This is a genomic window from Vibrio nigripulchritudo ATCC 27043, assembly GCF_000222685.1.
GTDB lineage: Bacteria > Pseudomonadota > Gammaproteobacteria > Enterobacterales > Vibrionaceae > Vibrio > Vibrio nigripulchritudo.
In genome coordinates, this window is sequence record NZ_AFWJ01000007.1 from 1 (window position 1) to 18,088 (window position 18,088).

The window sequence follows — 18,088 nt, forward strand, 5'->3', positions numbered from 1 at the left end:
TGATGGGGTGCTGCGTTAACTTGCCAAACAAGTCCCAAAGGGCAATATCAAAAGCGGAATTGCCGCGCGTTTCGACGCCCGTTGAGCGAAAGCCTAAGTAAGTGGATATGGACTGGTTTAGTCGGTCAATCTGACGGGGATCTTGCCCCAATACCAAAGGCGCTAACGTTTCGTGAACATACGCTTCGACTGCTTTTGCACCGAAAAACGTCTCCCCCAATCCAATAAGCCCGACATCGGTGTGAACCTGAATCCACAACAGGTTAGGGTGTTCGGCGACGGTGATGGTTTCAAGCTGGGTAATTTTCATATCCTAACTAACCTTTATTGAATGCCTGCTTCCAGCAGCGCCCGCACACTTTCATCAAAGTGAAGCGCCATCTGTTTATTGGCCTCTTGTGGGTTGCCATCTCTTATGGCTTCGGCAATCGCGAGGTGCACATTCAGCATAAATTCTTGTTTGTCCTGCGACTCTCTGCTTTTCCACCCAACCGGCCAGGTGAGTTTAGTGACCCCTTCAAACGCGCCAATCATCAGAGCGAAAATAGGGTTGCAGGAAGCCATGGCGATAGTCTGGTGGAAAGCGATGTCGTGGCTCATGATGTTTTCTGGGTTATCTCGGTGCGCCACCATTGATTTAGCGTGAAATAGTAGGGTTTCTGCCTGAGTTTCACTTCGCCTTAACGCCGCTAACGTAGCCGTTCGCATTTCAATGGTTCTTCTAACGTCGTACACCTGCTGAACCGAAATTTGTTCTGTATGGATACCGTGCTCTATCACTGGGGAAATGGTGGAATAATCCAACGCTGCTACTTCAGCTCGCTTACCTGCGTTCAGTTTGATCAGGTTTAACGCGGCAAGAGAGCGAAACGCTTCCCTCACCACGGTTCTGGATTTGTTCAGCTCGCGTGCAAAGTAAGATTCGCTGGGTAACTTGTCTCCGGGCGACAAATCCGCCCCCCTCATAAAAGCGGTGATTTCTCCAATCGCTTCACTCACTAAGCTGCTGTTTGTGCTTTCGATGTAATTCATGGCAATAACGGAAAGTCGAACTCTAAATTCTGCAATTTGTAAGGTTACCTTCCACCGATAAGCAAAAACCTGTCATACAGGTTTGTAGCTAATTGTGAACTGTTGCTCAGAAATTGAGCGGTAGAAATGGATGGAGTTGCTTAATGGCGTGAGTGTTTTGTTGCTTATTTGGATATGTAGATTTTGTCGTTTCGACCATTAGCTTGGCTTACAACAAGCACATACAGAAGCTTTCTTACTTCTGCCTCACGGCTGCCATGTGTCTAACCCTCTATACGTGTATGCATTAATTTTGCTATTTTAGTCAGTGGCTTAGGATGAGTAACGAAGTACTGGAGGTTGAGTTGTATATAAAAGAAGCATCCGAATTATCAGGTGCCACTCAGAGAGCGATCAGGCTTTATGAGTCGTTAGGTTTACTGACTGTTTCTCGTTCAGGAAAGTACCGCATTTACACCGAAACTAACGTCAATCTTATAAAAATGATCAAAGAGGCGCAGACCTTGGGGATCAAGCTGTCAGAAATTGTCGACTTGAAAGATGACAAAGGCAGTTTTGATTGGCAAACAGTAAGAGATTTCCTTATCGACAAGCAAAAAGACATTGAACTTCAAATTCAACAGCTTGAAGAACAAAGAGATCGTCTTGTGCAATATCGTGAATCTATCACTATTTGTATTGAAGGGGTTGACTCTCACCTATAGGGCAGACTTTAGACTGTACTTTCTTAACGTAAGGAATTCATATAATGAAAAAAGTACTGGTCATAAATGCAAACCCAAAAAGAGAAAGCTTCTGTGCATCTATAGCAGAAAACTATGCCGAAGCCGCTGCACTAGAGCATGAGGTTAAACAAGTTCACGTCAGTAAGATGAACTTTGATATGAACTTGGAGCAAGGATATGACCAAATGCCTTGTTTAGAACCCGATTTGCAGCAGTTTCAAGAGCTCGTTCTTTGGTCAGATCATATTGTTATTGTTACACCTGTCTGGTGGGGATCTTTACCAGCAAAGTTTAAGGGGCTCATAGACAGGGTATTTCTACCCAATTTTGCATTTCGATATGTAAAAGGTAAGTCTTTCCCTGAAAAGCTTTTATCGGGTCGTAGCTCGGAGCTGGTAGTTACATTGGACACGCCACCATTTTGGTATAAGTACGTTAAAGGCAATTTAATTTATAAACATGTAAAGAAGGCAATTTTAGATTTTTCAGGAATTAGAAATCGCTCAGTAACATACTTTGGACCAGTTGTAGGTTCTAACCCCCAAACAAGGCAGTCTTGGTTAGAAAAAACATCAAAACTAGCGAGTCGATTAAAATAGTTTGGTTCTCAGTTTTGTATCTAATGAATAGGTGGCTTGCCAATATTTATGCTTGAAGATAAAGCGCAGCATTTTTGAGTTGAAGTGACTTTTGTGTTTGAAGTGCAATGCTGTGGTTTGGTTGCTATTTTGTCTACGCCTTAATCTAGGCGTTATCTATTAAGCATAAAAAAGGTAATTATATGAAATTGTTAAAACCGTTGTTAACCATAGGTGCATCTCTATTCAGTGCAGCTTCTTTAAGCGCCGGACCGATTATAGGTATTTCATTTTCAGGTCCAGACGATATCAACCATGCGAACATTGTCCAAATAGAACTTGGAGGTGGGTTAGCTAATGAGTATCTTGCGGAAGGTTGCAATACTAGATTTGCAGCAATAAGAAATACTCTAGAGCGACAACATATGATTAGCTACGCTTTAGCAGCGCACACGACTAAGAAAAGTGTGACTCTCGTTCTCAACTCATCAGACAAATATTTCCAAGATAGGTGCACTGTCTCTCGTATTAGCAGCACCAATTGATTTAGCACCTATAGAGCCTCCTCTTTTCAGCAGATAGTAACCAACACTTGGCTGCATCAGCAGCCAATCCATCTACACAACAAAGCCATCTACCAAAGGGGGCTGTCAAAGAAACATTGATCTCAATGCGCGACCTTTGAAATTCGTCTGTATTGTGAGAGATTCGTATACAGTGCCGACGTAATAGGATGCAGCAGATATGGATATCAGCTTTAAGATTGCCTTTAGTGGATTAGCAATTGTCCTTACGTTTGTCGCATTTGTTCCTTATATCAAGTCAACAATCTCAGGAGCGACGAAACCGCATGTGTTTTCGTGGATTATATGGGGTACAACTACTGGCATCGTATTTTTTGCCCAACTTGAAGCCAAAGGCGGTATAGGTGCGTGGCCTATCGGAGTTTCAGGCGCAATCACTATACTTGTCGCCCTCTTGGCATTTATCAAGTGCTCCGATATATCCATTACACGTACTGACTGGGTATTCTTTCTGGCGGCTTTGACCTCGTTACCATTTTGGTACTTCACTTCTGATCCTCTTTGGGCTGTGGTTGTGCTGACGACCGTTGACTTACTTGGCTTCGGACCGACAATCCGAAAAGCCTATGATTTCCCTCAGGATGAAAATGTTCCTTTCTTCCTGCTTTTCATGGCAAGGAATACCTTTGCTCTTCTGGCACTGGAGCACTATTCAATCGCAACTGTATTGTTCCCTCTTTCTGTCAGTATCGCGTGTTTACTTTTACTCGTCATGGTTAGCTATCGCCGCAGAGTCGTTCAAGCGTAAGTGTCAGAGCGAAGGATAGTCGTTCAGCTCTTTGAGGATGTGGGTTGAAGTTACTTTGAGCTGCTCATTTTTGTGTATAGCACCTTATATGAAGACAAATTAATTTATTATAAATCAATGTACTGTGTGCTATTTTACGCCCCCTTTATGCGTTGTATGGTTCGCAACGAACATATTGGAATAAGTACTAGGAATAAATGGGGAGGACGCTTGCAGTACAGGAAAATTCATATCATTGGTGGTCCCGGAAGCGGAAAAACGTACAGCGCCAAGAAATTGCAGCAGACATCCGATTTAACTGCTTACGATCTCGACCGGGTGTTTTGGGACCAAAGCCAGGATTCTTACGTCCGAGCCAGTAAAGAAATGAGAACAAAGAAACTCCAGGAAATCTTAGCCAATGAGAGTTGGATAATTGAAGGTGTGTATTACAAATGGCTGGAAGAATCGTTTCAAAAAGCCGATATCATCGTGATCTTGAATCCACCTCTTTTCAAACGCCAGTGGCGCATACTGAAAAGGTTTCTTGTGCGGAAATTCATTCTAGGTCACTTTAGGAAAGAAACATTTTCATCTTTCATTGAGTTGTGGCGATGGAATAAGAAATTTGATAGCGACAACATGGTGCGAATCGCGGACTTCACCTCAGAATATAAAGACAAGACAGTTTATTGCTCAAGTTACGAAGAGATAAAGCGGGTAGTAGGGCGCTAACAAACTCATTTGTTATTGAGTCTACTTAGGCTAATGCCTCCAATTGGTTGGGCGTTAGTTCTTTTTTGAGTGTGTCATTTTGTATGATCTGGTTTTTTATCCTTAATTATCAGGTAATTGTGTGATATTTTGGGTTCTTTATTAGTATGTATTTTTGCAAAATAACAATTAATTACTAAGGAGTGTCAGTGGATAATACAAAAAGAATAAAATGGTTTGTGGCATTGGAGCTATTCCTTGTAGTAGCAAGTGTAATAGTTGCATTTTCGTTGGAGTCGCAACTGCCACCATTGCTGCAGGAATACCTTACTCAAGAAATGGAGTCAGAGTTTACTTCCACGGATTCAGCGGTACTATTTATAGCGATTCCTTTTCTGATAATTTATTTTGTTTCGACGATTGGTATATTGCTAACCAAGCCATGGGCAAAGAACTTGTATATATTTAGTGCGGTTTCAGGGGTTGTTTTCATGCCTTTTATGGGACCAACAGTGGATCACGCTATTTCTTCAACCATCAATTACCTCGCAACCCTAACAATGGGTATAGTTTTGGCATTGTTACTTTTTACTCATTCAGCATTTAACAAGCCAAATCAGCAAGACTCTTAGGTTGCTGATCGCTAATAAGCATCGACTAAATTGAAAGAAAAGACATGTCATCAAAAGCTAAAGACCGGATCTTTAGCCTTTTTGTCTTTTTAGTCGTTTTGTGGGGTTTACGATTTCTCAGTGTGGGTAATGTTCAACACCTTCACTTTCTTGGAGTTTAAATAAGTGAATCTGTTTTTTTGGCTGACGGAATTTCCCAAAACAGCACTTGACCCGTTCCTCTATGATGCCTACCATATCTCCATTATTTGAATCCCGTTGCTCACTTCCCTCCATACTTCGCCTTTTCAGGGCATTTAAATTTTCTCTTGAATCCACCAAAAAGGGAAAATGCTAATGAGCGACTCAACACAAAACACAAATCCACTTTTCACTTCAAGAATTCACTACCCTGTCAACTTCGATGGTCGCTGTGAATCGAACATACCTTACGACGTAGATCCTTCGCTAGTTATGGATATTTATTACCCTAAGTCGATGAAGAGCCGTGTTCCCGTCGTCATTTTTGTCACAGGGTATCCCGATTTTGGCTTTGAACAGATGATGGGAATGAAGATCAAACAAATCCAACAATATATATCTTGGGCTCAGCTCTTTGCTGCTTCTGGGATTGCGGCAATCACTTACACAAATGTTAATCCTGAGAAGGATATTTTCACCTTGCTACAGTATCTGGACGACAATTCTACTGCGCTAGGTATTGACCCAAACAACGTCTCTATTTGGTCTTGTTCTGGAAATGTACCCAATGCGTTGTCTTTTCTTGCTGAAAAGACTCAAGTCAAATGTGCGGCTTTATTATATGGCTATTTGATAGATGGTTTCGGTTCACAAGCCGTTGAGCACGCCTCAAAATCCTTTGGATTTGTTCATCCTGTCAATGAGGGGATATTAGCGAAACTACCTCCGGTATTGGTTGTAAGGGCTGGGAAGGACGAAATGCCAGGGCTAAATAATTCAATTGACTCATTTGTATCGCAATGCTTGAGGCAGAATCAGCCATTAACCTTGCTTAACTTGCCCAATTCGAATCACGCATTCGATATCGTTGATAACCAAGGGTGTACGCAGCAAACAATACACACGATATTAGGGTTCTTTAAAGATCACCTTACTCGCTGATCCTGCTATTTCTGGTCCAATGGCTGCGGAGAGTTTACTCTCGTAGCTGTTGGATCCTATTAGCAACGCTGTATTACCCAATCATATAAACAAGTGTCTTAGTAGAAGTGGCGCAAAGTGCGTTAAGCTAAACCCACTCACTTTGATTGCTAGTTATGCGCATCAATAGTACTTATTGAAATAGAGCAGGGCGAGATGGAATTACTGTACCAATCACGGATAGATAGGGTTATAGATTACATTCAGGCAAACCTTGATGAGAACCTTACTGTAGAGCAACTCGCGAAACTGGCGTGTTTTTCTGAGTTCCATTTCAACCGAATCTTCAAGCAGCGTGTTGGTCAGAATGCCTATCAGTTTGTGCGTCGTCTTCGGGTAGAAAAAGCGGCAAGGCTGCTTATTTTTGAATCCCGAGCCATCACAGACATCGCATTAAGTTGTGGCTTTTCCAATTCAGCCTCATTTGCCAAAAGTTTCAAGCAGGTTTTTGGCAAAAGTGCGACCCAGTGGCGCGATGATTATCTAAATCGGATTGATTCTGACAGAGATCCGGTACATTTGCTTATCACTCGCGAACCGCTTTCTACTGTCGTGATTGAGCAGATGCCCGCTCTCCGAGTGGCTTATGTTAGAAACATTGGCAATTTCATCTCTAACGGTCAGTTGTTTGAAAGCCTTTACGGTCGGCTAATGCAATGGGCACAGCCAAGGCAGATTGCTTTATCGCCTTCTTATCATCTTTATCACGACAGCCCTTTTATAACGGACAAATCCCAACTTCGAGTGATGGTTGCCATTCCAATAGAAGAGGGGATAAAACCAAGTGGAGACGTCAGTGCCACAACATTGAGTGGAGGTCTTTACGCCGTTCGAAATTTTTACCTGACAGAAACGGAGTTTTCCTATGCCTGGGATTGGATGGTCTCTGTCTGGTTACCAAAATCCGGTTATCAGATGGATAATGAAAGAGAAGCGATAGAGCGGTGCAATGTTCCGGTTGAGCACGAGGGGCAGCGCTTTTTCCATGTCGATCTTTGTGTGCCCATTATTGCGGCTAAATAGCAGTTCTGGACAAACGTTTAGCAGGAATGGAAAAGTCTTATCTTATCGTCTGTAGATAATGAAGGTTATCTCACGACAAGAAGGCGATAACCATGAAGATAGAACCCATTGGTCAGGTCCATGCTGAAAATGGCACATTCCAGCTCCAAATTCAGCCTCAATATCAAAAAGGGTTAGAAGATCTCCAGAACTTTAGCCACATCCAGCTTCTATGGTGGGGGCATCATTCTGATACCGAAGAATTAAGGCAAACCTTAACCTGCACTAACCCTTATCACGGCGGACCCGACACACTGGGTGTATTCGCTACGCGTTCACCATTTCGTCCCAATCCTTTGCTGCTTTCTATTGTTGAGATTCAGAATATAGATGCAGAGAAAGGCGTTATTTCACTTTATTGGGTCGATGCAGAGGATGGCACGCCAATCCTTGATATTAAACCGTATCTCCCTTGTTCTGACCGCGTAAAAAACAGCAAGGTAGCGGAATGGTGCCAGAATTGGCCAGATTGGTACGAAGATTCTGCTCACTTTGATTGGAGTAAGGTACTGGTGTACTAGCGTGAATATTTGCAAGGGCGAGGTAACGATATGGAATATATCTCACTGACTCAATCCAACATAGCTTCGGAGCATATATGCTGCGCTATTTCAGATAGAAAGTGCAAAGAAAGCTATGAAGCCAAAAAGTCCTGGTTAACTGAAGAATTCAGCAAGGGGTATGAATTCATTCGATTAGATGAACGGGCTAAAGTCTTTATTGAATTTGGCCCAGCGGAGAATTCATGGCTACCAATAAGGGCGGATAACTATATTGCGCTAGGGTGCTTTTGGGTGTCGGGAAAATACAAAGGTGCGGGTCATGGTAAGCAGTTGCTCGGCAAAGCCAAGTTGACGGCAGAAAAGCTCGGAAAAAATGGTCTGGTGACCGTTGTCGGGAAGAAGAAAAAAGGCTTTATGAGCGATACGAACTGGCTTAAAAAGCAGGGATTTTCTATCTGTGACGAAGCGCCAAATGACTTTGTTTTACTCTATTTACCTTTAAACGATGAAGCAGAGCCACCTCGCTTTTTACCTCATGTTCAATCCCCTGACATTGAATTCGACGGATGCGTCGCTTATTACTCGAACCGCTGCCCATTCTCTCAATATCATGTTTTGAGTTCATTGGTTGAAAGCTGCAATAAGCGAGGTATTCCACTAAAAATCGTCAAACTTGATACTTTGGAGAAAGCACAGAGTTGCCCGTCTCCGGCAACAATATTCAGCCTGTATTATCGAGGTCATTTCGTCACAACAGACATCAGTGCCTGTATGGATACTCGGTTTGAGAAGTACATAAAAGAGTCAATTTGAAGATGAAGAAAGCCGTCCAATCCAGACGGCTTTTCTGTTTATAGCGGGATAAGTAATGTCACGCTCTGCCTTGGAGTTGTTACTTCATGGTCAGCTTCATATCAACAATTACAGGTAAGTGGTCAGAAATTTCATACCAGGCTTTACCCGAAACTTTATCTGTCGGCTTTGGAACCGCGACGTTTTGTATGTCCCATTGCTGGGCAGCGCTTGTCATAATGTAATCGATTTTTCGATCAGGATTCCATGCTGGTGCCGTTAGCTTCAAGTCTTTATCGGTTTCTATAAACCACTGCTGAAGTTCAAAATACTCGTTTGATTGAGTCGGCAGGTTTAAATCCCCGATGATCACGGGTAACCCGTTCCTGAAATGCCAGGCTGAAAATTCACCATTCAATGTCCTGACTTGAGCGAGTCTCAAATCTGTATCGGTATGGTCTAAATGAGCGGTTACCGCGATAACAGGAGCCGGATAATTTGGCACCTCAACTTTAACCGCGCACGCAACCCGTTGCTCCTTGTCGTCTTTATTTGGTAGTTCGACTTTTTTGACTATCTCGACAGGATACTTAGATAAGACTGCATGCCCGTACTCACCGCCATCAAACTCGATCGCTTGGCAGAACGCAAAATGTAACCCCAGCTCTTTGGCAAAATATTCAGCCTGGTTGATTGGCGCTGAGTCTGCTTGACCAAAGTTAGTGGCAGATCGACCCGTTTTGTTATCTACCTCTTGGAGTCCAATGATATCGGCATCAATTGATTTTATTGCGTCTCGGATGGCTTCTGTGTCCCCCATACGCGAAGCCATGATGTTATAGGAGGCGATTCGAATAGATTCGGTTTCTACAGGACCGTCAATATTGAGGTCGGGGTTAGCGAATGATAAAGAGTGAGCAAACAAATAGGTCACTACAAGCATTAACTTTTTCATGAGAAGTCCTTTATTCTTGTTGATAATTATACTTTATAAAATAAATGGACGTTTCATAAAGTTCTTGGCATGGCTTCACAAAGAAACATAAATAGTTCAGTTTTTGTTCAAGCTTTTCGTCAAAGTCAGCAGAGAAACAGATCCTTTTTTTAAAGTGAAAACTAAATGGTGTCTCTTATGAATATCTCGAAAGGGAACTGAATTGCTTGCATTATCACTTTTGGTAATTGCTAATGATAATCAATATCAATTATGGTATTTCCGAGCACACTAATCAGTGAAGGAAATACGATGAGTTTAAGTAAGGGAAGTATAAAACTAATTGGGACGCTGGTCGCCGTTTTAGGTTTGTCGGGTTGCTACGAGAGTGACATCGCTGCGGGCGGTGCACACACCATTGCGTACAAGGATGGAACGCTTTATACATGGGGGCGAAACACCAGTAATCAGGCTGGAAACGGTGAGACTAGCCGAACGGTTGATCTGCCCACCGCCATTGACTTGGCGTTACCGAGGCGCATTGGTGTTATTGATATCAAAGCGAATCTGAATTTCACATTGTTGCTTGATAGCGCCGGAGACGTATGGGTATGGGGCACCAATCGAGAAGGCCAGATCGGTAACGGAACCAAAGACAAAGTCATGAAACCGACCAAGGTTGAAGCGCTTGATCGAGTCTTCATCACCGACATTGGGGCAGGGCAGAGACATGCGCTCGCCGTCTCCAAACGCGGGCATGTCTGGGCTTGGGGTAACAATGCTGCTGGTCAGTTAGGCTTTGAAACCGACGCAAACACTCCAGCCACAAACAATGTGCTGACACCGACTCGTGTCCCTGAGCTTCAAGATATTGTGGACGTAGAAGGTGGTGGTTCATTCAGCTTAGCCGTTACGCGAAGAGGTAAACTTTTGTCGTGGGGAAGTAATGATAACGGACAGCTAGGCGTCGACCCTGATGTGCTGGAATTTCGTCATACACCAGAAGCGGTGAGTGGCATAAACAAACGCGTAAAAGCAGCTGCTGCGGGCAAAGACCACGCTGCTGCTCTTTTTTACGACGGCAGCGTTATGGCTTGGGGGCAAAACTTCTCGGGTCAACTGGGAATAGGTAGCGACGAAGATACGCACACCCCAACTCCGGTAAAGACTAATGGCGTAAAGATGAGGTCGATTTCTGCTTCGGGTAATTTCACATTAGCTGTATCAAAACAACGCAATCTTTATTCCTGGGGGCAAGACCTGCTTGGTAGTTTAGGAACAGGTCCGTCGGACACCAATGTGCCTACCAAAGTGGAATTCTTCACACAACCCGTTAAAAAGGCGGTTAATGGATTAGGGCACACTATCGTAATTACGCAGGAAGAAGATGGTAGCGAAGCATTCTGGACATTCGGTCTGAACTCGTTTGATCAGATTGGTGTCGAGGATGCACCTTTTGCTAATTATGATCCGCTCCGAGTGGTTTTTGACGCCAAGTAAGTCAGATAAACAAAGGTCGCCGAATAACGGTGACCTTTTTCGGGGTATCTAATTTATGGTGAACTAACTAGCGGTCAACTTTACAAATGAGATCTTCTAATCTAGAGGACGAGAGTTCCAAACCGCAAGAGATTAAGACTACTTTTGTGCTTTCAAGGGGAGTCAATTCTACTTCAAACATAAACCTACTTTCTACGAGCCGAATATCGTGTATGTCTATATAGGTAAGGTTTTTAAAGCCAAAAACTTTATTAGTTTCATTGTCAATAACCGAGCAGATGTTCTTTTGTTCAATTAGCGTTCGTGTTGCTGATTCCATTGTTTCAACGCGTAAGCAAGGAAACTCGGAATCAGGGTGAAACAATATCCAACGAAATAAACTATCATCGACACGTTCAATACCCATATCCCATGCATCCAAACTGACATATTGCTTATTTTGTTGGGAAAATGAAAGCGGGCTCATGATCATGGCTGCTAATGATAACAGTATTGAAAACTTCATTTATATTCCTTGTGTTACGAGTTTAGATAGTTTATGCGTGCTTTTCGTCTTTTTGCTGGAACATTCGTCCAATTTTCTTGTTTGCTGATTTCTGCTTTAAAGGATTCAAGGTCATTGTTTGCTACGTGTTCTTGTATTTTTTTTCTTGAAGAACCATGATAATCACCCCTAAATCTCAAATCAATCAGTACATCTTTTATCTTCGAGTTCAGTGTTTGCCAATTGGTCGTACCATAGGTTGTCACAACTGTTTTCTTTTGACATATGCGTTTTACATCTGCTTCAAGCTCTTTATAGACAATATTAAAAAGCTTTAGTTGTGCAGGAGCTGTAATCTCAAAGTCCAGCAAATCATTTTCAATAACAAATTGCTTCGCAGCATTTCCTTTCTTGCCAGCAGCTAAGGAAATTACATCTGCTTTCTTAGCCTCAATTTGAGCTAATGCTAAATGACTTTTTATCTGAGCAGAAGTTTTCTCTTTCATGTCATAACCACGGCCTATAGTTAAGCCTGAACTTGAAGAAGGGACATGGAAACTTCGGCTATGGTAAATACCGCCTTCTCTTCCTTCTTCATTCCATGTCAAAATACCAGTGCTAGGTGCTGTAATAGATGTGATGGTGTAGCAACTTCTTAAGTAGCTAGATAATTTTTTAAAAGTACCACGATTAGCTGAAACGATACCATCGGGAACTCTCATTTTAACTACTTTCTTTTGGAACACTTTTATTAACGTAATGAAGTCTTCATCAACCTTGTTATTTTTCAAGGAAAGAGGTTTAAGATTGTTTTTTCTAGCGTATGTATTTAACAGGGCTTTTATTAATTGAACATCAACTGCTTTGTTGGTCGATTTAGAACCAACATCTGAGGTCATAGAAAGCGAAAACATGATAAGACTCCTTAAATGGCATGATATGGAAATTATTATATTTATCTCGCGATATGATTTTCCAAATATCTCCGATTTTATTTAATTAAAATATTTTCAATCAAAAGCTTATGTTCGAATTGCGGTCGATATATCACTATTAGGTCACCATTATCTTATGTTTCAGTTCTTTTAGATGCGTAGTGCTAGTTACATATACATCAAGATAACAACTTTAACTGTATGATATTTAAAATTAACAAAAGGTGTTCTTATATTAACTTGTTAATCAATAGATGAATTTTCCAAGTTTTTCACTATAAAAGCAAAGACACTCTGTTCTCTAAAGAGAGAGGTTTACCGAAGTTTTTATTTGCTGCCAACTAGGAATTTCGAAAAATACTTAGAGATAACAAATCTTAACCAAATTATTGTACGGTATTGAATTTCATTTATGTATGCAGTCTTTCAGGTGATTGTTAGTTTCGAAAATTATTTATAGTATTTTTATTTATTGAGGTTTTTAACGTCCCAGAAGTACCCAAACACTAATATGAACAAGGTGTTAACATTATTTAGTCATGACAGGATATGACCTCCCAGTTTTCATTGGTATTGATGGAATGCTCAAAAAATACATATAAAATCAGTTAGAAGGAGATCTCAGACTTGCTCTCACACGACCATTATCAATGTTTAGTTGTTTTATGAAAATTAGGCGTTTCTGTTCACCGTTAAGAAGCAGCTTCCAGCAGGTCAGCCCATTCAGCCTAAAGAATGTCTGAAGCAGCCATCCTTTGTCCCCATCCTGAAGCGCCCGAAAATAACACGGTGATAGACCACAATTCATTGCTCTTGATTGTTTACTATTCATTTTAAATTTAAATATTGAAACGTTGTTTTAAAAATGTGAGCGGGCTGCATTTTTCTTTCCCAGATCTCAAGTACTATTCGATTTATCAAAAACACCGCCACTTGATGCTGTGTAAAGTGAAAGATAAGAGAGTAGTAACTTCATGACTGACAACGTTATTTTGCCAGAGCTGCCTGCAACACTTGATGAGCAGCGTGTGTTGAATCATCTACCTGTCGTGGTAGACGCCATCAAAAGAAACATTCCAAAGATTGGTGAGCGAAACCCTAAAATCGGTACGGAAAAGAACCATTGGCAGTACTGCGATCAGTTCGACTGGGTGTCTTCTTTCTGGACAGGTGAGCTTTGGCTTTGTTACCAGATGACGGCGCAGGAGCAGTTTAAAAACAGTGCAAAACTGCGTAAATCTTACTTTGCCGACATGCTTCTGGACCCATTCTGGCTGGATCACGATCTCGGCTTTCAATACAGCTTGAGCTGTGTGGCGGATTACAAACTAACAGGTGATGAAGAATCGAAAATGATGGCGATTCGTGCCGCAGACCACCTTATTCACCGTTTCAGAAAGATTGGTGGCTACATTGTGGCGTGGAATGACACGCATCCACTGGGTCCAGAAATTACTCAGGGTAAGTCTATTATCGATTCTCTGCAAAATACCGCGTTGTTATTCTGGGCTTCCAAGGTGACAGGGTCACCTGTGTATGCTCAAGCAGCGAAGCGACACAGCGAGACTCTGGCTAAACACATTGTTCGTGACGATTTCTCTACTTACCACTCGTTCAATTTCCATCCAGTGACTCAAGAACCCATTAAAGGTGAAACATTCCAGGGCTATGCTGATGATTCATGCTGGGCTCGTGGTCAGTCGTGGGCGATTCATGGTTTTGCACAAACTTATCTTTACACTGGTGAAGTAGCGTTTTTAGAGCTTGCCAAAAAGCTGGCGAAGTACGCGCTGGAGCAAATTACACCTGATGGTGTACCAGTCTGGGATTACTCTTTACCAGCCGATGAGATTCAGTACAAAGACAGCTCCGCAGGCGCGATCACTGCGGCGGGTTTACTGTTGATTGCTCAGTGTATTGAAGACGAATCAGAAGCCAAGCAATACCGCGACTGGGGTCTGTACATGCTGCAAGGGCTGATGGATTCCTGTGATTTAACTGGCGATGAAAATGCGCTTGGTTTGTTGGCTCATGGGGCATCTTTTGTGAAAGTAGGTCTGTGCGACAACATGTTGCCTTATGGCGACTACTACTATTTGGAAGCCTTGATGCGTGCAAACGGATACGAGAAATTCTTCTGGTAATTCAATAAACAAAGCGGGTGGCTGCCCGCTTTATCTCAAGTTTTTATCGGGTTCTGGAAGAACCTGTATCCTCAATTTTGGAGTTTATTATGACAACCCATGCCTCTCGTAAAGGTCATATGACCCTGCCTGTTGAAGCAGGTCAGGAAGACGTGGTTCTCGATCTCTTTCAGCGTTGGCAGGCGGATGCGTTGCGCGACAGTGATGGCACAACCATGCCAGAGTCTTTAGCCAAACAGGACAGCGACGTTTACTCAGTGATGTGTCTGGTCAGAGCCGATCAGGATTACGCCAATCAGCATCCAGAATACCTGCACAGAAAATATTTGATGTCTTTCCCTGTGACTGCGATGTCTGAAGAAGTGGTGATTACGCCGCTAAATGGTTACAGCAAAGATAAATATGAGCTGGACGACGACAGCGACCCAAAGGAGTGGTGGGAAGTTCGAAATCGCACTACCAATGAACTCATCCCTGCCAGTCACTGGTATTTTGATGTGGAAACACAACAGGTAAAAGTGGAGCAGGTGACGCCCTATCACGAGTACGCGGTCACGTTTCTTGCTCGTCAGGTCTGGGACAGTGTGTCCATGTATAACGCCCTGACAAACGACTGGAAAGGACCAAGAATTAAGAGCCTCGACCCTTATCACCCAGAGTGTCGTGCTCATCTGCTGAAGCATTTTGCTCACTGGCTTGAAACGCACCCAGACACCACGGTAGTTCGGTTTACAACGTTCGCCTTCTTGTTTGTTATTGATACAGGTGAAAAGAATCAGGACATTTACCGTGACTGGACAGGGTATGGTGAAACGGTCAGCCCTCGTGCGTTGAAAGACTTTGAAGAACGCTTTGGTTACGCCTTAAGCCCGGAAGATTTCGTCGATGCGGGTTATTACAACGGTACTTACAAAGTTCCTTCCAAGCGCTATAAAGACTGGATGACCTTTGTTCAGGAATTTGTGGTCGGGTTTGCCAAAGAACTGGTCGATATGGCGCATCAGGCTGGCAAAAAGACAGCCATGTTTCAGGGCGACCACTGGATAGGTACAGAACCTTTCTTAGAAAGCTATCAGCAAATTGGTCTGGATATTAACATCGGGGCAGTTGAAGACGGAGTGGCATTGCGCCGTTTGACGGACTCTGGCGGCGATCAGGTTCGTGAAGCCCGATTCTATCCGTACTTCTTCCCAGATGTATTCCGCGAAGGAAACGATCCTGTTGTCGAATCCATGTCTAACTGGACCAAGATCCGTCGTGCCATGCTTCAAAAACCGTTAGACAGAATTGGCTACGGTGGTTACCTGTCGCTGGCGAACAAGTTCCCTCACTTCATCGATCATGTGACCGAAATTTCCGCTCAGTTTGGTGATTATCTGGACAATACGCAACGTACTGAATCTCAGAAACTGCCGGGGAAAATTGCCGTGCTGAGTGCATGGGGTAAAGCGCGAAGCTGGCTTCAAAATCAGGCTCGTGACCAACGTTTCTACGTTCCGCCGCGCCCGGATGTGATGGAGTTCGTTGGAAACAACTTGCTTGAAAGTCTGTCTGGTCTGCCATTTGATATCGAATTTATCAGCTTTGAAGACATCGCAGAAAATGGCATTAGCGACGACATTAAAGTGGTGATCAATACCGGCGATGCCAATTCTGCCTGGAGTGGTGGTGAACATTGGGATAACCCTCAGGTACTGGTTGCGTTACGAAAATTCGTTGCGCAGGGTGGTGGTCTTTTAGGTGTCAGTGACCCGTCAGCATTCCAGAAGAACGGTCGTTACTTCCAGCTTGGTGATGTATTCGGGCTTGAGAAAGAAACCGCGTTGACCATGGGGCGTGTGGCAATGCCGGTAGAATTAGACCGAGAGCACTTCCTGGCTAAGCATCTGAATGGCAGCGTGGATTTCGGTAACCCGAGTTATGTGTATCCTCAGGCGGAAGATCTGAGCGTGATAGCAGCGCAGGGGCAACATTTGGCTCTGACGGCTCGCGAATACGGTGAAGGGCGAGCGGTCTATCTTGGCAATCTGCCGTTTTCAATGGACAACGCTCGATTGCTTCAGAATATTCTGGTATGGCTAGGTAAGAATGACGGAACTGAACATCAGTGGCTGTCTTCTCATCCTGATATCGACTGTGCTTACTTCCCTGAAACGGGTAAGGCGACCGCAGTCAATTTCAGTGCGGAACCTCAATCGTTGGAAGTAACGGATCACCTTGGTAATCTACGCGTGATCGAACTGGATGCCTATGAGTGGCGTTGGTTTTCCTAAATAACCTGATAGCCAGTCGTTTTATCGGCTGGCGCTTTCTTTCCTCTTTTTCATAGATTTACCCCTCATTTTTCCATCTCACTCCTGAGACGTATTGCATCACAAAAAACACATCAATCAAGATCGAAATTCCATTCTTTATATTTTGAAATGGTGTTTCTATATTTTGTTTGATAGGGTTCAAATGACTCCTGATATTTGTATTAACAGGAGAAAATACCAATAACTTATAAAAAGTTAACTTCTCGCGCTGGAACTAAGGGGGCTTAGAGCCGCTGCTTGTTCCAGAACCAATGTACCCTACAAATAAGGAAGCATTATGATAAATACACTCGCCTCCAAGTACATTAAGACCGCCTTAATCGCACCAGTTTTACTGGCAAGTCAGCTGGCTTTTGCCGATGACATTTCAACATTAAAACAACGTATTGCCCCCAATTATGCGAATCAGGAAGCTTCGTCTGCTCAAAGCAAAGGGCAAAGCCTGGCAGATTTGGTGAGCCAGCACATTGCCAGCCAGAACGCCGATGGCAGCTGGCCCGACATTGCCTACGATAAGATGGCAACTGAGGAAAAACCGATTCGGGATCACCTTGATCGTTTAAAAGTTTTGGCGGCTGGCGTTAAACTGAATTTGAATCCCGGTGCCTACGACGCTGTTGTGAATGGTCTTAACCACTGGTATTCCATTAACCCGGTGAACGATAACTGGTGGTGGAACGATATTGGCAGGCAGCTTCGTCTTGGACCCATTGCCATGATGTTGGGTGATAGATTGCCTTCCAGTCTGGTCACACAAATAGCAGGGGATATGCCATCCAGCCCGAGTAAAACCGGCGCCAACCGTACCGACCTTTCCAAAGGCGTTATCTGGGGCGGATTGTTGAATAAAGATACAGCCCAAGTAGGAAGAGGGCTTGATGGCATTGAAGAAACCATCGTGATCACCAGTGATGAAGGTATTCAGGCTGACTTCTCATTCCAGCAACATGGTCCGCAGCTTTATACTCGTGGTTATGGTGAGGTCTTCTTTAAGGCAGCCTCTTTCTGGGCGTATCAGGTTCGGGATTTATCCTGGAAATTTAGCCCTCAAAGTGTAGATGTACTGACAGATTACTTCTTAGAAGGCGTTCGCTGGTCAAACAGCAAAGGTACACTGGATTATAATGCCAGTGGGCGTGGTATCAGCCGAAAAATGACTCTGAATCCAGCCGTTTTGACCAGTCAGTCTGATTACATTGCAGGGCTTAGCCCACAGCGTGCTAGCGAAGCAAACGCGTTTAAACAGCATGTTAATGGTGGTCCTTC

Annotated in this window: 16 protein-coding genes and 2 pseudogenes; 13 read left to right on the forward strand and 5 right to left on the reverse strand. The window is 43.3% G+C overall.

All coding sequences use genetic code 11. The features are described from left to right. Together RH89_RS01745 and RH89_RS01750 are read right to left on the reverse strand one after the other, a co-directional pair. A pseudogene (locus tag RH89_RS01745) lies at window positions 1-310 on the reverse strand (hypothetical protein); the annotation flags it as partial. A gap of 14 nt (window positions 311-324) precedes the next feature. After that, window positions 325-1,032 (reverse strand): FadR/GntR family transcriptional regulator, encoded by a 708-nt coding sequence (locus RH89_RS01750; RefSeq protein ID WP_004398252.1) that lies wholly within the window; start codon window positions 1,030-1,032, stop codon window positions 325-327. Window positions 1,033-1,349: 317 nt separating this feature from the next. Here RH89_RS01750 and RH89_RS01755 point away from each other — a divergent pair, with 317 nt between their 5' ends. The 9 genes from RH89_RS01755 to RH89_RS01800 all read left to right on the forward strand — a co-directional run bounded on the left by RH89_RS01755 (window position 1,350) and on the right by RH89_RS01800 (window position 8,531). Further along, window positions 1,350-1,736: a MerR family transcriptional regulator gene (locus RH89_RS01755; protein ID WP_004398253.1), complete on the forward strand. Its 387-nt coding sequence runs from the start codon at window positions 1,350-1,352 to the stop codon at window positions 1,734-1,736. A gap of 44 nt (window positions 1,737-1,780) precedes the next feature. Continuing rightward, complete coding sequence (locus RH89_RS01760; protein ID WP_004398254.1) at window positions 1,781-2,356, forward strand: NAD(P)H-dependent oxidoreductase; 576 nt, start codon at window positions 1,781-1,783, stop codon at window positions 2,354-2,356. Between the two features lie 831 nt (window positions 2,357-3,187). Then, entirely contained in the window at window positions 3,188-3,667 is a 480-nt protein-coding gene (locus tag RH89_RS01770) for a hypothetical protein (RefSeq protein ID WP_206536124.1), read from the forward strand. 210 nt (window positions 3,668-3,877) lie between these two features. Continuing rightward, window positions 3,878-4,381, forward strand: coding sequence for a P-loop NTPase family protein (locus tag RH89_RS01775; protein ID WP_038144647.1), 504 nt, complete (start codon window positions 3,878-3,880; stop codon window positions 4,379-4,381). A gap of 188 nt (window positions 4,382-4,569) precedes the next feature. Further along, window positions 4,570-4,992, forward strand: coding sequence for a hypothetical protein (locus RH89_RS01780; RefSeq protein ID WP_004398258.1), 423 nt, complete (start codon window positions 4,570-4,572; stop codon window positions 4,990-4,992). 336 nt (window positions 4,993-5,328) lie between these two features. Further along, window positions 5,329-6,114 carry an alpha/beta hydrolase gene (locus RH89_RS01785; protein ID WP_004398260.1) on the forward strand — a complete coding sequence of 262 codons (786 nt, stop codon included), beginning with the start codon at window positions 5,329-5,331 and terminating at the stop codon, window positions 6,112-6,114. A 195-nt stretch (window positions 6,115-6,309) separates the two neighbouring features. Further along, complete coding sequence (locus RH89_RS01790) at window positions 6,310-7,176, forward strand: AraC family transcriptional regulator (protein ID WP_004398261.1); 867 nt, start codon at window positions 6,310-6,312, stop codon at window positions 7,174-7,176. A gap of 92 nt (window positions 7,177-7,268) precedes the next feature. After that, the gene (tsaA, locus tag RH89_RS01795; RefSeq protein WP_004398262.1) at window positions 7,269-7,736 is read left to right on the forward strand and encodes a tRNA (N6-threonylcarbamoyladenosine(37)-N6)-methyltransferase TrmO; all 468 of its coding nucleotides are present in this window, start codon (window positions 7,269-7,271) and stop codon (window positions 7,734-7,736) included. A gap of 30 nt (window positions 7,737-7,766) precedes the next feature. After that, on the forward strand, window positions 7,767-8,531 hold the full coding sequence (locus tag RH89_RS01800; RefSeq protein ID WP_004398263.1) for a YoaP domain-containing protein: 765 nt from the start codon (window positions 7,767-7,769) through the stop codon (window positions 8,529-8,531). A gap of 79 nt (window positions 8,532-8,610) precedes the next feature. Here the strand turns inward: RH89_RS01800 and RH89_RS01805 are convergent, their stop codons facing one another. Beyond that, complete coding sequence (locus RH89_RS01805) at window positions 8,611-9,465, reverse strand: endonuclease/exonuclease/phosphatase family protein (RefSeq protein WP_004398264.1); 855 nt, start codon at window positions 9,463-9,465, stop codon at window positions 8,611-8,613. Between the two features lie 291 nt (window positions 9,466-9,756). On the opposite strand from RH89_RS01805, the gene RH89_RS01810 reads away from it, so the two are divergent. Next, a complete protein-coding gene (locus tag RH89_RS01810; protein ID WP_004398265.1) occupies window positions 9,757-10,944 on the forward strand; it encodes an RCC1 domain-containing protein in 1,188 nt (395 codons plus the stop codon). Between the two features lie 67 nt (window positions 10,945-11,011). On the opposite strand, the gene RH89_RS01815 is transcribed toward RH89_RS01810, so the two are convergent. Further along, entirely contained in the window at window positions 11,012-11,449 is a 438-nt protein-coding gene (locus RH89_RS01815) for a hypothetical protein (RefSeq protein WP_004398266.1), read from the reverse strand. A 14-nt stretch (window positions 11,450-11,463) separates the two neighbouring features. Beyond that, window positions 11,464-12,342 (reverse strand): lysozyme family protein, encoded by an 879-nt coding sequence (locus RH89_RS28565; RefSeq protein WP_004398267.1) that lies wholly within the window; start codon window positions 12,340-12,342, stop codon window positions 11,464-11,466. Window positions 12,343-13,337: 995 nt separating this feature from the next. Here RH89_RS28565 and RH89_RS01825 point away from each other — a divergent pair. From RH89_RS01825 to RH89_RS01835, 3 genes and pseudogenes are all read left to right on the forward strand, one after another. After that, window positions 13,338-14,507, forward strand: coding sequence for a glycoside hydrolase family 88 protein (locus tag RH89_RS01825; RefSeq protein WP_004398268.1), 1,170 nt, complete (start codon window positions 13,338-13,340; stop codon window positions 14,505-14,507). Between the two features lie 89 nt (window positions 14,508-14,596). Further along, window positions 14,597-16,780, forward strand: coding sequence for a 1,3-beta-galactosyl-N-acetylhexosamine phosphorylase (gene gnpA, locus RH89_RS01830; protein ID WP_004398269.1), 2,184 nt, complete (start codon window positions 14,597-14,599; stop codon window positions 16,778-16,780). A 319-nt stretch (window positions 16,781-17,099) separates the two neighbouring features. Beyond that, window positions 17,100-18,088 (forward strand): annotated as a pseudogene (locus RH89_RS01835) (polysaccharide lyase family 8 super-sandwich domain-containing protein); the annotation flags it as partial.

Excerpts from the sequence above, each read along its gene's own strand:
- RH89_RS01750 (WP_004398252.1), bottom strand. The coding sequence starts at position 1,032 with ATGAATTACATCGAAAGCACAAACAGCAGCTTAGTGAGTGAAGCGATT.
- RH89_RS01755 (WP_004398253.1), top strand. The coding sequence starts at position 1,350 with ATGAGTAACGAAGTACTGGAGGTTGAGTTGTATATAAAAGAAGCATCC.
- RH89_RS01760 (WP_004398254.1), top strand. The coding sequence starts at position 1,781 with ATGAAAAAAGTACTGGTCATAAATGCAAACCCAAAAAGAGAAAGCTTC.
- RH89_RS01785 (WP_004398260.1), top strand. The coding sequence starts at position 5,329 with ATGAGCGACTCAACACAAAACACAAATCCACTTTTCACTTCAAGAATT.
- RH89_RS01790 (WP_004398261.1), top strand. The coding sequence starts at position 6,310 with ATGGAATTACTGTACCAATCACGGATAGATAGGGTTATAGATTACATT.
- tsaA (WP_004398262.1), top strand. The coding sequence starts at position 7,269 with ATGAAGATAGAACCCATTGGTCAGGTCCATGCTGAAAATGGCACATTC.
- RH89_RS01800 (WP_004398263.1), top strand. The coding sequence starts at position 7,767 with ATGGAATATATCTCACTGACTCAATCCAACATAGCTTCGGAGCATATA.
- RH89_RS01805 (WP_004398264.1), bottom strand. The coding sequence starts at position 9,465 with ATGAAAAAGTTAATGCTTGTAGTGACCTATTTGTTTGCTCACTCTTTA.
- RH89_RS01810 (WP_004398265.1), top strand. The coding sequence starts at position 9,757 with ATGAGTTTAAGTAAGGGAAGTATAAAACTAATTGGGACGCTGGTCGCC.
- RH89_RS01815 (WP_004398266.1), bottom strand. The coding sequence starts at position 11,449 with ATGAAGTTTTCAATACTGTTATCATTAGCAGCCATGATCATGAGCCCG.
- RH89_RS28565 (WP_004398267.1), bottom strand. The coding sequence starts at position 12,342 with ATGTTTTCGCTTTCTATGACCTCAGATGTTGGTTCTAAATCGACCAAC.
- RH89_RS01825 (WP_004398268.1), top strand. The coding sequence starts at position 13,338 with ATGACTGACAACGTTATTTTGCCAGAGCTGCCTGCAACACTTGATGAG.
- gnpA (WP_004398269.1), top strand. The coding sequence starts at position 14,597 with ATGACAACCCATGCCTCTCGTAAAGGTCATATGACCCTGCCTGTTGAA.